Genomic DNA, 13,764 nt, shown 5'->3' with positions numbered 1-13,764 from the left:
TGCACCGAGACGTTCTGTTCGACGAAGCCAAATACCGAGATACTCTGCGCTTGACAAAATGGCCCGATCAGAGAAGCGGTCATTTGGAGCTACGTCAGCCCTACCAGGACATACCAGCGACACCATGAAGTGGCCATTCGACCAACCCCGAAACTGCGCAACCGTCTTCTCGAAAAGCGTCTTGAATCGCAGCAGACCGATCCTGCTTGTTTCACATGACAAGGATGATCACGGATGGCAGTTCCTGGACGGAGTCAGCGAGGACCTGGAAGACCTTGCGCTTGCTGGACTAGGCCATGTTCTGGAAATCGACCCTGGAATAGTTGAGCTCGCAGACCTTGTGCCCGGATATCAGGCCACTCGCGCGGGGCCTCAAGAGCAATGGGTTGTCGAACCAGGACCGCCCCAGGACGAGGATTGAAATATCCTTTCCCTCGGGCAGTTGGCATCTTCGTTAGGACGACGGCCGTCGGCCAGAACCAGACCTTCCTCAGCAGGTTGGATTTGCACCTATGACACGTTCATGAACGCCTCTTGAGACGGCCGCTGGCAAGCTCATCGCGGCGATTCAGAAGGAATGGGGCATCGAAGCTGGGGAGCCGCAGGCGGCTGCAAGCGAGAACGCGATGCATGCGGCGCATGACCTGCTGCAGGCTGCATCCAAGTTCGGGTCAATCGTGAGCGTCACCGGTTCGGGCTCCGTAGCGGCAGTTTTGGGCGAACAGTGGGTTCAGGCCCATCCGCAAGTCCTGCCGTACATCGTCGCCCTTGAAGGCGCTCAATGAGCAACGGACTGCAAGCGGCCAACACCGGTCAGTCGTGCCGAGGTCAAAATACTGATGCGCGCAGCCACAGGGCCTGACCTGCTCGGTGGAATGGAGCACACGGAGGAGTCGAGTGAGAAATCTGAAGTACGCGGGTGTGGCTGCGTTCGCGTTGACCATGAGTTTCTCGGCCAGTGCGGGAGCATGGGGCGAAGGCCCCTTTGACAACGACGATGCACGAGACTGGCTGATTGAATGCTCGAGGTCCGCAGGGGCGGGCACGATAGCCGAAGCTATCAATGCAGCATTGCGTCCTGGCTATCTTGAGGCCGATGCGGGTTCTGTTGCCGTTGCCGCCGCCGAAGTTATCGCCAGTGCGGACGGAAAAGGGCCTGCCACGACAGGCGCAGACGCCGCACCATGTCTCGCAAAAACGCGAACGCCCGAAGTGCGCGCCTTAGCGTCTCGTGCACGCCAAGCCATCACCCGGGTTTCAGACACCGGTTCTTCCGAACTCGCTCAACAATGGTCTGAAGGCAAATCAAACCGATGGTCTGCCGGAATCAGCCAGCTTGCGACGAGGCTCGAACGGTAACGGTAGCAGCCAGCCAGAATCTGACGTTCAACTGAAGAATCAAGATGACGGAATATGAAGTTCAAGGGCAATGGCTGGAGTCGTTGCCATCCAAACACCAAGTTCTTTTCCTAACGGCACTTGGTCACTCTTTGACCGTCGCTGGCCGCGATAGCTACGTACCTCAGACCGAAGAACTGGCGCAACCCGCTCATCTTCGCCGGATCAACGAGATTCAGCATCGTGTCGCAGCTTGTACGTATGAGGTGCTGGTAAATGTTTCGACGGAGAGTTTTCGACGCTCCATGGCCGAGTTGGTACTCGATCAATCCGATCAACGGCTGCGCGAGAACATGCAATGGGCGTGGCGGACTGCCAAAGAAAGAGTATTGAAAGCCGCAGCGCAAGGCGCGACATAAAACTGATCAGCCAAGGGCACTGTCTGCTTTCAAGCACGGCGTACGGTCGGTCCGGGCCCACTGCAGTCTTCCAACATTGTCCAAAGCTCCAGCTCGCCGCGCCAAAGCCAAGAGACATCTCCTCCCACGCATTGTTCGGCCAAGCACGCTGAATAAAATCCAGCATGTCCGCCGCCTCAGTCCCACGCCCCCAGTGCACCGCTTGCCTGCGCCCGCTCAGCGCCTGCATTTGCCGCTGGGTCGCGCCCACCGACCACGCGGTGGAGGTACTGGTGCTGCAGCACCCGCAAGAGGTACACCAGGCCAAAGGCAGTGCCCGCCTGCTGCACCTCAGCTTGGCGCACTGCCGCTTGGTGGTGGGTGAGGCATTTGCCGTGCCAGTGTGGCCGATGGACGACAAGCACACGCTGCTGCTGTACCCGGACAGTCTGCAAGATACCGCCCCGGACCTGCGGGTCCCACCCGCGCTGCCGCGCGAGTGGCCGCAAGCCCCTTCGCGCCTGCGGCTGGTCGTGCTGGACGGCACCTGGCGCAAGAGCCGAAAGATGCTCTACCAAAGCCCGCCGCTGCAACAGTTGCCCCGCTTGGCCCTGCGCAACCTGCCGCCTTCGCACTACCGTATCCGCAAAGCCCATGGGCCCGACCAGCTGTCCACGCTGGAGGCGACCTGCTACGCCTTGGGCCAACTGGAAGGCGGTGCGGCGCGGTTCCAGCCCTTGTTGGATGCCTTCGACGGCTTTGTGGAGCAGTTGGAGCAGACTGGCGGACAGCGAAACACGCGAACCGATAAGTCCTGCTCTCGACCAAGGGTTACGGGGTTCATCTAAGTGACCAGCTGAATAGCCGGTTTCGGCTCGCGCCGTGCCAGCGTTGTACCCGCTGCCTTACTCGTCAGTTTGCTGGGCTTCGGCCTGCTGGCTCCAGGGAGCATCGGGCGCCTCACGCCAAGCCATCCATCCCGGCTGCATTGCCGCAAGCTCAAGCAGCGTCTGGTCCCGCGCGACCATGCTCTCCAAAGTGACCAGCATTGCTTCGGCCATGTGGAAAGCATCCCCCGTCAGAAACTGCCATCCTCCATCGTCCGCATCGCGTGATGCCATAAGCACGGGCTTTTCGCCGTCAACGATGGACCGCACCGTGAAACAGGCCGCGTTGGGCGGACTGTCGAACGGCCAACTCTGCGGCTCGGTGGTCATGCTGGTTCCCATGTGTAAACGATCGATCGACACGCAAGTGTTTGACTCCCAATAGATACCACGCTCAGGTCCGATGAGACTCGAGGCTCGCCACATGCGCGCGAGAAAACTCCACGCCCTTGCGACACAGCGCCAGGTCGCATCCCAAACTGCGCAGCCCCATGTGCACGGCCGCGTCGATGTAGGCCTCGGGTTCGGCCACGCCGCGTCGCACCGCCTGGATGGTGCCGGCCGAGGCGCCCTTCAAAAAGTCGGTCGCGGCCTCGACGTTCTCCACTTCGAACTGCCCGCTGTCGCGCCCCATCGCGAGGTCGGCGGACATGTACTTGTCCACCAGCGAGCCGTGCGGCCACACGTCCATGCGGATCAGGAACTCGGTGTGCTTGGGGTCGCGCAGCGAGCGCACGAGGTACAGCCTGAAGCCGACCGAGAAGCGCTGCCAGGGCTCCTTCAGGAAGTCGTAGACCGGCAGGATGTCGGTCATCAGCGCGTCGCTGGTCGCGATGCCCGCGGCCACCATCGCGGCGTCCAGCGACTCGAAGTAGCGGTAGAACGTGCCGCGCGAAATGCCCGCCTCGCGCGCCACGTCCTCGATGCCGGGAAACGCGCTCACCCGCTCGGTGAAGGTGCGCGCGGTGGCCTCGAGGATTCGCGCGCGCATGAGCACGCGGCGTTTCTCGGCCACTTCAGGCCGGTGATCGGGGCGTTGGTCGGGCCGGTGATCGAAGGTGTCCACCATCGGTGCGCTCCTGCCTCTTGTTTCGCGTGAATCGGGGTCGCCGAATATAGGTGCAGTTGCGCCGCGGCACCATCGGCACGTGCCCGACAGGGCACTTCGTTCGCACCTGCCCGACAGGGCACTTCATTCGCACGGCGAATCGCACACCTCGTCAGGATGACGAATCGTCATTGGCACGTAGGGAAACAGATGTGGCCGGCCCGCGGACCCGGCGCTAGATTCACTTCATCGATGCGCATCGATTTCACGAAACCGGGCAACGCATGGCGCCTTGCCCCGGGGTACATCACGTCATTCGAGGAATCCACATGCTCACCATTGCCAAGCCCCCTGCAGCCGCTACATCCGCATCGGCCACAGCCGCCACAGCCGTTCCTCCCCGCAAGCAGCCGGCGGTCAACGCCGACGAGTGGGTGCGGCCGAACCGCGAAGTCATCGAGCGCGCCACGCGCCTCGTGCCGCTGATTCGCGAGCACGCGGCCAAGACCTCCGAAGACCGCCAGGTCGCGCCCGCCGTCATGCAGGCCATCGAGCAGGCGGGCCTGTTCAAGCTGCTGGTGCCCAGGCGCTACGGCGGCCTGGGCACCAACCTTCGCACCATGATGGAGACGGTGGCCGAGGTGGGCCGCGGCGACGGCTCCACGTCGTGGGCGGTCGCGCTGCTCAACGTGTGCACCTGGTTCGCCACCACCTATTCGCAGCGCGCGCAGGACGAGGTGTTCGGCCAGAACCCGAACGCCAAGTGCTGCGGCATCTTCACGCCGGGCAGCAAGGCCGAGCGCGTGGAAGGCGGCTACATGGTCAGCGGCCGGTGGGCCTATGCGTCGGGTTCGTTCGCGGCCGACTGGGGCACGCTAGGCATGTTTCTGCCGAATCCGGAGGGCGGCTTCACGCCGGCGCTCGGCCTCATTCCGGCATCGGCATGGACCATCGAAGACACCTGGTTCGTCACCGGCATGAAGGGCTCTGGCAGCAACACCATCGTGGTGGTCGACCACTTCGTGCCCGACCATCGCATCCAGACCTTCGCCGACCTGATGGAGGCCAGGTTCGCCACGCCGCACCAGGACACGGAGCCGCTGGCCAACATGGTGTTCGTGCCGGTCGCTGCGCTGGTGCTGGTGGGCGCGCAGCTGGGCCTGGGGCGCGCCATGATGGACCTGACGCTGGAGCGGCTGCCCAACAAGCCGGTGGCGTACACGACCTATGCGCAGTCGAAGAACTCGCCCACGCACCAGCTCGCCGTGGCCTCGGCCGACACCAAGATCGACCTGGCCTACCTGCTGATGCAGCGCGCCTGCGCGGACATCGACGGCGCGGCCGCGCGCGGCGAGGTGATGTCGCTGCTGCAGCGCGGGCGCGTGCGCAACGACACCGGCCACATCTTCGCGCTGGTGAAGGACGCCTTCGACATCTTGATGACGGCCAACGGCGCGGGTGCCTTCGCGGAGCCCAACATCATGAACAAGCTCTGGCGCGACAGCGAGATCGCCGGGCGCCACGCCTACGTGACCACCGAAGTCGGCAAGGAAGCCTACGGCCGCTTGCTGCTGGGCGCGGACGGCGGCATTCCGCTGGTGGCGCTGTGAACGTCGCGGCACCGCTGTTCGCGGCAACCGTCGCGCGCGCGCACCCCGCGGCGCCCGAGACGCTGGGCCACGACTTCAAGGCGAGCATGCGCAGGCTGGCGGCCGGCGTGTGCGTGATCACCACGCTCGACGAAGGCCGGTTCCTGGGTTGCACGGCCACGGCGGTGACGTCGGTGTCGGCCGAGCCGCCGACGCTGCTGGTGTGCCTGAACAAGGCATCGAGAACGCACGCCGCCGTGATTCGCGCGGGCTTCTTCGGCGTGAGCGTGCTGTCGGCGGGCGACGAGCAGATCGCGCGCGACTTTGCCGGCATGAACACAAACACGGGTGCGGTGCCCGACCGCTTCTGGGACGACGGCTGGACCACGCTGCACTCGGGCGCGCCCGTGCTGAGCAACCGGGCCGCGGCGTTCGACTGCCGGGTGTCGACGGCCACGGCGGTGGCATCGCACACGGTGATCTTCGGCGAGGTGGTCGGCGCGCGGCAGCAGGCGGGCAGCCTGCTGGTGTACGCGGGAGGGCGGTTCATCCAGGTGCCCGCGCAGTGATGCGCAGGACCTGTCGCTCAGCGCTTTGCTGTCATCGCCACACCTACCACCGCACCTTCACACCCACGCTCGCGTTCACCCCGCTCTTGATGCGCGCGTCTCCGCTCGACGACCACAGCTTGCCCAGCTCCGCATAAAGGCTGGTGCTCTGCGTCAGGTGCAGGGTGGCGCCGCCGGCCAGCTCGGTGCTGGTGCCGCCGGTGGCGGTGGCGATGTCGGTGTAGGCCGCGGGGCCGACGAAGCGGGTCACGTCGGAGCCGCTGCCGCTGCGGTACACGTTCACGCGCACGTACGGTTGCAGCAGGCCGGCGCTGGTGGCGATCTCGCCCTTCACGCGCACGCCCGCGCGCAGCAGCCAGCCGTCGTGGCTGTTCTGCTGCACTAGGGCGCCAACGATGCCGGTGTCGTCCAGGTTCACGCGCTGGTGCACCAGCTGCAGTTGCGGCTCGATGCTCCAGTTTTCCGCGAGGGGAAACGACTGGCCCACCTCGATGGACGCCAGCAGGCTGTTGCCCTTGCCCGAGCTCGCGAAGCCCAGCGTGGGCAGCGCGGTGTAGCGGTGGCGCCCGGCCTGCAGCACGCCGTCGACATACAGGCCGCTGTCGTTCTTCCAGGTGGCGTAGGCGCCCAGGAACTGGTTGCGCAGGTCGGTGGAGCCCACGCCGTAGTTCTGCAGGCCGCCGGCGAAGCCGGTCACGCTCATGGTGCCGTCGAGCTGGCCGACGTACACGCCCACGCGCCAGTTGGGGTCGGCCCACAGGTCGGTGCCGGCCTGGAAGCCGGTGAGGCGCCCTTCGCTCGTGGGGCTGACGGTGCCCGACTGGCCGATGGTGCGGTCGGTGCTGATGACGCGGCCCCACGCCTGGCGGTAGCCCTGATCGGGCGAGGCGGTGTTGGCGCCGCTGGCACCGTCGTCGCCCACGCGCTGGTGCAGGTTGCCCAGCATCGCCAGGCCTGCCTGGCGCACCTGCTCGGGCAGCGCGGCGTACAGCGCCACTTCGTTGCGGTACGTGGGCACGACGATGCCGCCGAAGCCGGTGCCCGTGCCAGTGCCGGTGCCGGCCCCCGCTCCCGCGCCGGTGCCGGTGCCCGCGCCGAGGGGCGTGCCGGGGTCGGTGCCCGTGCCCGTGCCTGTGCCACCTCCGGGCGGCGTCACGGTCGCGGTCGAGCGCAGGTACCAGTTCTCGCCCGCGCCGCTGGCGTCCGCCGCGTACAGCCGGTACTGGTAGGCGCCGGCATCGACGTGGCCGCCGGCCAGGGTGAAGGCGCTGCGGGTGGTCTGCGCGGAGGTGGTCGCGCCGTTGATGGCGCTGATCACCTCGATGCCGTTGCCCGCGGTGAGCCCGCCCAGGCCGCCCAGGTTGACGATCTGCACGTTGGTGGTGCCGCTGGCGATGGCGGTGGCGCCGCTGAGCACCAGCCGGTCGCTCACGCTGGTGCTGGTGCCCAGCGCGGTGCCCAGGCGCAGGGTGCCGCCGTTGCCCACCCACGGGCCGTTCACGGTGAGCGTGGTGCCGGGCACCGTGCCCACCAGCGACACGGTGCCGCTGTTGGTGAGCGAGGCCACGGTCTGGCTGAAGCCGGCCAGGTCGAGCGTGGCGCCATTGGCCACGTTGAAGGCGCTGGCGTTGCTGAAGGTGTTGGTCGCGCCGGCGCGCAGGGTGCCGGCCGCGACGCTGGTGGCGCCCGAGTTGGTGTTGGCGCCGCTCACCGTGAGCACGCCCGCGCCAGCCTTGATGAGGTCGGCCGCGCCCGAGATGGGCCCGGTCCAGCTCAGGTTGTTGCCGTTGGTGTCGATGGTGCCGGTGCCGCCCAGCAGCAGGGCGTTGCCCACCGTGAGGCCGTCGGAGCCGGCGATGACGCTGGCGGTGGCGCCGGGGTCGATGGCGATGGCGCCCGTCAGCACGGCGCCGGTCTGCAGCGTGAGGCTGTTGGCGCCGCCCGTGAACTCGACCGCCGACGCGCGGGTGACGCCGTCGCCGCCCATCCCGCCGGCGATGGTGCCGCTGTTGGTCACCGCCAGGTTCGAGCCCAGCAGGCCGACGCCGCCCGCGCCTGTGGCGCCCGTCGTGCCCGGCGCGCCGCCGTTGTTGCCGACCCCGCCCACGCCCCCTGCACCGCCCGCGATGGTGCCGGTGTTGCTGACCGCGCCGCCGGCGCCCTGCGACGAAAGGCCGATGCCGCCGTCGCCGCCCGCGCCCGGTGCGCCGTTGCCGGTCGCGCCGCCGCCGCCGTCACCGCCCGCGCCCCCGGCACCGCCAAGGATGCGGGCGGCGTTGTTCACGGTGATGGCGCTGCCGGCCAGCGTGAGGCCGATGCCGCCCGCGCCGCCGCCGCCGCCGGATGCATTGAGCTGGGCCGGCGTGAGCGTGGTGCCACCGGCACCGCCCACGCCGCCTGCGCCACCGGCGATGAGGCAGAGGTTGGTGAAGGTGAGCCCTTGCGCGGCGGCGTTCAGGTAGAACCCGCCCCCGCCGCTGCCGCCGCCGCCGCCTTGCGAGTAGGCATCGCCGCCCGCGCCGCCGACGCCGCCGACGGCCGGGCCGGAATGGGTGAAGTTGGCGAGCGCGCCGTTCAGGATCGCGCCGTAGCCGCCGGCACCACCACCGCCCGCGGCCCAGTAGCCCTGGCCGCCCGCGCCGCCGTTGCCGCCGGTGTAGCTGTCGGTGGACGAGGTTGCGTTGGTGGGAATCGTCGCGCCCTGGAAGCCACCGCCACCGCCGCCGCCGTAGCCGTCGCCCGCGCCGAAGCCGCCGGTTTGCGACTGGCCCACGGCACCGTTGTCGCCCTGGAACACACCTGGGCTCACGGCGGTGCTGGTGGTGCCTGCGGCGCCGCCGGTGCCCGGCGTGGCGTTCGTGAAGGTGCCCTTTACTGCGTCGCTGCCGGCCAAGACACCGGCCGGCGTCGAAGCGCCGCCGTTGCCGCCGCTGGCGCCTACCATCGAATCGTTGAGGCCGCCGCTGCCGCCGTTGCCGTCGCTGCCGCCAGCGCCCGCATGCAGCATCGGCTCGCCGACGGGCTGGCCGCCCGCACCGCCCGCGGCCAGCGCGGGGCCGGCGCACACCAGGGCGACAGCCATCGCCACGGCACGCGTGCCGGAAGAAGATTTCGAGGAAGACCGCGCGTGACCGCGCGAGATTTCGGGGGCGGCGACCCAGGTGCCGAGCGTGGGATTCCAGAGGGTCCGAAAAATCTTGTTCATGGCTTCAACTTGTTCCTTCGTTACCTGATCGGGCAGGCGCCCACGTGCGACAGCAATGGCTTGCTCCTCCACACGCCGTGATTTCGAATTTGCAAGTCAAAAATGTAAGTACGCGTAGCAACTGGCGATATGCCCGATAACGGGTACCTCCCGAGTCGCCTGGAAGGCCCGTTTTCACTCGCGTTGGGTCGCAGATGACGGTCTTGTGACGCATCTACCCTGAACTGCTTCGAGAAGTAACCGATGTTTCTCGATGGGTGCAAAAGTACTCAGTTGGGGAGACGCCTGTGCGGCGTCCTCAGTGCCCGTCGGCGTCGCTCAGTCGGGCCGGGGCTTTTTCCCTGGCGTGGGAAGGAACGCGGTCGCCAGCCCCAGCAACGGCAGGAACGACGTGACGCCGTAGACCCACACGATGCCCTTCACGTCCGCCAGTTCGCCAAGGCCGGCGGCGCCGATGCCGCCGATGCCGAACATCAAGCCGAACATCAGGCCCGAGACCAGACCCACGCGGCCGGGCACCGCCTCCTGCGCGTAGACCACGAGCGCGGCGAACGCCGACGACATCACCAGGCCCACGACCACCGCCAGCACGGCCGTCCAGAACTGGTCCGCGTACGGCAGCGCGAGCGCGAACGGCGCCACGCCGAGAAACGAAATCCAGATGACCGCCTTGCGGCCGATGCGGTCCCCCACCGGTCCGCCAGCGAAAGTGCCGGCGGCCACGGCGGCCAGGAAAACGAACAGGTAAAGCTGGCTTTGCTGCACGCTCAGGCTGAAGCGCTCGATGAGATAGAACGTGAAGTAGTTGGTGAAAGACGCGATATAGACGAACTTTGCGAACATCAGGATGCAGATGACGACCACGGCGCGAATCACCTGCGGACGCGACAGGCCTTCGCCATGGCTGCGCGCCAGGCTTTTCGCCTTCGCCTGCCCGTGGTGCACCACCCAGCCGGTGAGCCGGTAGAGCACAAGAATGGCAAGCACAGCCACCAGCATGAACCACGCGACAGCGCCCTGCCCGTGCGGAATGACGATGGCGGCCGTGAGCAGCGGCCCGATGGCGCTGCCGGTGTTGCCACCCACCTGGAAGGTCGATTGCGCCGTGCCGAACCGCCCGCCCGACGCCAGGCGCGCGATGCGCGAGGCCTCGGGGTGGAAGGTGGCCGAACCCACGCCCACCACGGCCGCCGCCACCAGCAGCATCGGGAAGGAGCCGGCGACGGCGATCAGCGCGACGCCAATCAAGGTCATCACCATGCCCGAGGGCAGCAGGTAGGGCTTGGGGTGCTTGTCGGTGTACATGCCCACCCAGGGCTGCAGCAGCGACGCGGTCACCTGGTACACGAGGGCGATGAGGCCGATCTGGCCGAAGCTGAGCGAGAAGTTCTGCTTCAGCAACGGAAAGATCGACGGCAGCATCGCCTGGATCAGGTCGTTGAGCAGGTGGGCGAAGGCCGCGCCGCCAACGATGGGCAAGAGAAAGCCGTGGGCTTTCGGCTCGGTGAGCGGCGCAGCGGGGGCGCCGAGGGTTGCAGATTTCACAGTCATGAACATGCCGGCGACACCGGCGAAAGAGGCAAAAACCCGAGCGTACGGCGAAGCGAGAAGGCAGTCGCGCGCTGATCTGCCAGTGGCTGTAGAGTTTCTGCCATGCACCCGCATCCAACGAACGAGCACCAGCACTACGACAACCTGCCACGCGCCATCTCGGTGATGGAAAGCATGTGGCCCACGGGCTCGTCCACCGGCTGGCACACCCACCCGAGGGGGCAACTGCTGTACGCGACCGATGGCGTGATGGTGGTGCACTCGGACGTGGGCTCCTGGGTCGTGCCGCCGAACCGGGCGCTGTGGATGGTCGCGGGGCTGCGGCACAGCGTGACGATGTCCGGCGACGTGCTGATGCGCACCGCCTACATCGACGAAACCAAGATCGCGAGCCTTCCGCAAGACAGCTGCGTCATCAACGTGTCGCCGCTGCTGCGCGAACTGCTGGTCGAGGCGGTCCGGATCTCGCCGACCGATGCCGTCGAGGGCCGCGACGCCCTGCTGCTGGACTTGCTGGTCTGCGAGCTGCGGGTGTCCAGCACCATTCCGCTGCACCTGCCGATGCCCGTCGACGCGCGGCTGCGGTCGATTTGCGATGCCTTGTCGCGGCGGCCTTCGGACGCATCGAGCGCGGCCGACTGGGCGCGCTCGATCGGCGTGGCCGAGCGAACCCTGCACCGGCTGTTCGCGAAGCAGACGGGCATGACCTTCGCGCAATGGCGGGAGCAGGCGCGGCTGCTGCACGCGCTGCGCAAGATCGCGGAGGGCGACAAGCTCATCGACGTGGCGCTGGACTGCGGGTACGCCAGCCCGAGCGCGTTCGCCGCGATGTTCAAGCGGCACTTCAAGACTTCGCCTTCGAACTTCTACCGCTGACGCGTTGCCTTGAACGCCGGCCCGCGGGCTCTCGCGAAGAACCGCAGCCAGCCGGCACCCGCGTCGACACCGCGGCACACCCCGAGAGCGACAAGCCCCGTCACCACGAGCATCGCCGCGGAGTGAACGCTAACGGCAGCGAGCGCCAGCAGCAGCGAGCCCGATGCGCCGGCCGGGCGCGCCGCCGCCGCATCGCCCATGCACAGCGGGACCAGCGCGGGCACCAGCATCAGGCCGGCGCCGTGGGCGGTGGACATCATGAAAGACCACAGCGCCAGGCCTGCGTGGCCTGCGTGAGCTGCCAGGCCTGCGTAAGCCGAGGCGCCACGGGCCCGGCCCGGCATGTGCCCCACCCTGCGCCTTGCCAGGTGCAACCCCACCACGCCGACCAGCAACACGCCCGCCACCGTCTGCAGCAGCACCCGGTCCATCGACAGCCCGAGCACCACCGCGGCGGCCACGCACGCGACCGACGCGACATGCCCGAGCGCGAGGGGCAGCAGCGCACGCAGCGCCTGTGCCCGGTCGTGCGAGCGCAGCCCCACGGCGGCGGCGAGCATCCAGCCGGTGGCCGGGTTCAGCCCGTGCAGCGCGCCGACCCCGGCGACCGCCAGCCATGGCCACAGGTTTGCCATGAAGGTCTCACACGCCGAGGTTGCTGCGCGTCAGCGGTGCGAGCAGCAGGCGCCGGCCGCCGCCTTGGCATCGCCCTCGGCCGGCGCGTAGCGGTCGTGGTGGCGCACCCATTCCATCTTGTGCGGCACGTCGCGTTCGCCGCGCCCCTCGGGCACGAGGTCCATCAGGGCGTAGGCGCCCATCATCACTTCCACGCCGCGGCCGTAGGTGGAATAGGTGTGGAAGACGTCGCCGGCGCCGGCCGCGTCGTTCGTCCCGTCCGCGTCGTTCCGGTAGAACACGCTGACGCCCGGCGCCTCCTGCCCCGGGAACGACTGCATGCGGTAGTTGTAGCCAACCGGCCCGTCCGCGAGCTGCTCGGGCGTGAAGCTCACGCCGAAGTCGAAGTTGAAGTCGCTGCCGTGCGACGACACCCAGTCGAAGCGCCAGCCCATGCGCGCGCGAAAGCGCTCGATCTGCGCCAGCGGCGCGCGCGAGACGGCCACGAACTGGATGTCGCGCTGCGCCAGGTGCACGTTCATGCCGTCGACGTGGTCGGCCATGTAGCTGCAGCTCGGGCAGCCTTCGGCCCAGTCCGGGCCGAGCATGAAGTGCTGCACCAGCAACTGGCGCCGGCCGCCGAACAGCTCAGCCAGCGTGTGCGGGCCCTGCGGCGTGTCGAACACATAGGGCTTGTCCACGCGCTCCCACGGCAGCGCGCGGCGCTCGCGGGCGAGCTCGTCGTGCAGGCGCATCAGTTCCTTCTCGCGCGCGAGCAGCGCGCGGCGTTCGGCCAGCCAGCGCTCGTTCGAGACGACGGCGTGGCCGGCGGTACCTGTTTCGGTCATGGTGGTGTTCATGGTGTTGCTCCTGTGACAGATGAATGCCGGCGGCGGGATCAAGTCCGCGTGACCAAGCCCGCGCGCTCAGCGCCGCGCGCTCTTCGGCCGGCGCACCGCGCGCACCTTGCCGCTGCCGCCGCCACCGCAATAGAACAGGTCGGCCCCGTCGGACTCCAGCCCGCTCACACCCACGCCGCTGGGCATCTGCAGGCGCGCCAGCACGGCACCGCTCTTCGGGTCGATGCGGCGGATGTCGCTGTCGTCGCCTTCCCACGTGCCGTGCCACAGCTCGCCGTCGACCCAGGTGACGCCGGTGACGAAGCGGGTCGACTCGATGGTGCGCACCACGGCGCCGGTCTCGGGGTCGACCTGGTGGATCTTGCGGTCGCGGTATGCGCCCACCCACAGGCTGCCCTCGGCCCAGGTGAGGCCCGAGTCGCCGCCGTGGCCGGGCGCCGGAATCGACGCCAGCACGGCGCCGCTGGCGGGGTCGATCTTGTCGATGCGCGAATCGGCGATCTGGTAGAGGTGCTTGCCGTCGAAGGCGGTGCCGGCGTCGCAGGCAAGGTCGAGCGTGCGCACGGGTTCGCCGCTGGCGGGGTCGAAGGCGAGCAGCTGCGCGCCCAGCGCGGCCCAGACGCGTTGGCCGTCGTGGGTGACGCCGTTCACGCTGCCGGTATCGGTGCCGCTGTCGGTATTGATATCACTGCGGGCGAAGGGACCGTACTCGCGCACGATTTCCGCGGCCTGGCACGGGGCGGAAGATTCCGAGAGGTCTGAAGCGAAGGAAGCGGCCTCGCGGCTGTCCGTGGCTGTGTTGCAGGTCATCGTTGGCTCCTGGTGGTG

13 protein-coding genes are annotated in these 13,764 nt (G+C 67.9%); 6 read left to right on the top strand and 7 right to left on the bottom strand.

Features of this window, described 5'->3' with window-relative positions; all coding sequences use genetic code 11:
• Positions 1-897 precede the first annotated feature (897 nt).
• The 3 genes from AB6807_RS28455 (at position 898) to AB6807_RS28445 (ending at position 2,584) form a co-directional block, all read left to right on the top strand.
• Entirely contained in the window at positions 898-1,359 is a 462-nt protein-coding gene (locus tag AB6807_RS28455) for a DUF4259 domain-containing protein (protein WP_371087178.1), read from the top strand.
• A gap of 44 nt (positions 1,360-1,403) precedes the next feature.
• On the top strand, positions 1,404-1,757 hold the full coding sequence (locus AB6807_RS28450; protein ID WP_371087177.1) for a hypothetical protein: 354 nt from the start codon (positions 1,404-1,406) through the stop codon (positions 1,755-1,757).
• Between the two features lie 164 nt (positions 1,758-1,921).
• Positions 1,922-2,584 carry a tRNA-uridine aminocarboxypropyltransferase gene (locus tag AB6807_RS28445; RefSeq protein ID WP_371087176.1) on the top strand — a complete coding sequence of 221 codons (663 nt, stop codon included), beginning with the start codon at positions 1,922-1,924 and terminating at the stop codon, positions 2,582-2,584.
• Positions 2,585-2,641: 57 nt separating this feature from the next.
• Here the strand turns inward: AB6807_RS28445 and AB6807_RS28440 are convergent, their stop codons facing one another.
• Positions 2,642-2,953 (bottom strand): hypothetical protein, encoded by a 312-nt coding sequence (locus AB6807_RS28440; RefSeq protein WP_371087175.1) that lies wholly within the window; start codon positions 2,951-2,953, stop codon positions 2,642-2,644.
• Positions 2,954-3,017: 64 nt separating this feature from the next.
• A complete protein-coding gene (locus tag AB6807_RS28435; RefSeq protein ID WP_371087174.1) occupies positions 3,018-3,692 on the bottom strand; it encodes a TetR/AcrR family transcriptional regulator in 675 nt (224 codons plus the stop codon).
• Between the two features lie 308 nt (positions 3,693-4,000).
• Here AB6807_RS28435 and AB6807_RS28430 point away from each other — a divergent pair, with 308 nt between their 5' ends.
• Positions 4,001-5,281: an acyl-CoA dehydrogenase family protein gene (locus AB6807_RS28430; protein ID WP_371087173.1), complete on the top strand. Its 1,281-nt coding sequence runs from the start codon at positions 4,001-4,003 to the stop codon at positions 5,279-5,281.
• Positions 5,278-5,829 carry a flavin reductase family protein gene (locus AB6807_RS28425; protein ID WP_371087172.1) on the top strand — a complete coding sequence of 184 codons (552 nt, stop codon included), beginning with the start codon at positions 5,278-5,280 and terminating at the stop codon, positions 5,827-5,829. The genes AB6807_RS28430 and AB6807_RS28425 overlap by 4 nt, the downstream gene beginning before the upstream one ends.
• Positions 5,830-5,872: 43 nt before the next feature.
• On the opposite strand, the gene AB6807_RS28420 is transcribed toward AB6807_RS28425, so the two are convergent.
• Positions 5,873-9,034 carry an autotransporter outer membrane beta-barrel domain-containing protein gene (locus tag AB6807_RS28420; RefSeq protein ID WP_371087171.1) on the bottom strand — a complete coding sequence of 1,054 codons (3,162 nt, stop codon included), beginning with the start codon at positions 9,032-9,034 and terminating at the stop codon, positions 5,873-5,875.
• A 318-nt stretch (positions 9,035-9,352) separates the two neighbouring features.
• A complete protein-coding gene (locus AB6807_RS28415; protein WP_371087170.1) occupies positions 9,353-10,585 on the bottom strand; it encodes an MFS transporter in 1,233 nt (410 codons plus the stop codon).
• 102 nt (positions 10,586-10,687) lie between these two features.
• Between AB6807_RS28415 and AB6807_RS28410 the strand changes: the two genes are divergently transcribed.
• Positions 10,688-11,461 (top strand): helix-turn-helix transcriptional regulator, encoded by a 774-nt coding sequence (locus AB6807_RS28410; RefSeq protein ID WP_371087169.1) that lies wholly within the window; start codon positions 10,688-10,690, stop codon positions 11,459-11,461.
• Here the strand turns inward: AB6807_RS28410 and AB6807_RS28405 are convergent.
• The 3 genes from AB6807_RS28405 to AB6807_RS28395 all read right to left on the bottom strand — a co-directional run bounded on the left by AB6807_RS28405 (position 11,452) and on the right by AB6807_RS28395 (position 13,746).
• Positions 11,452-12,096: a hypothetical protein gene (locus tag AB6807_RS28405; protein WP_371087168.1), complete on the bottom strand. Its 645-nt coding sequence runs from the start codon at positions 12,094-12,096 to the stop codon at positions 11,452-11,454. The two genes, AB6807_RS28410 and AB6807_RS28405, sit on opposite strands and share 10 nt — an antisense overlap.
• Positions 12,097-12,126: 30 nt before the next feature.
• Positions 12,127-12,936: a DUF899 domain-containing protein gene (locus AB6807_RS28400; protein ID WP_371087167.1), complete on the bottom strand. Its 810-nt coding sequence runs from the start codon at positions 12,934-12,936 to the stop codon at positions 12,127-12,129.
• Positions 12,937-13,002: 66 nt separating this feature from the next.
• Positions 13,003-13,746 carry a hypothetical protein gene (locus AB6807_RS28395; protein WP_371087166.1) on the bottom strand — a complete coding sequence of 248 codons (744 nt, stop codon included), beginning with the start codon at positions 13,744-13,746 and terminating at the stop codon, positions 13,003-13,005.
• Positions 13,747-13,764: the final 18 nt, after the last annotated feature.

Origin of the sequence: Variovorax sp. RCC_210 (genome assembly GCF_041355175.1) — a bacterium.
Classification (GTDB): Bacteria; Pseudomonadota; Gammaproteobacteria; order Burkholderiales; family Burkholderiaceae_C; genus Variovorax.
Note: the sequence above shows the minus strand (reverse complement) of the source record. Positions and strands in the feature narration are given on the sequence as shown.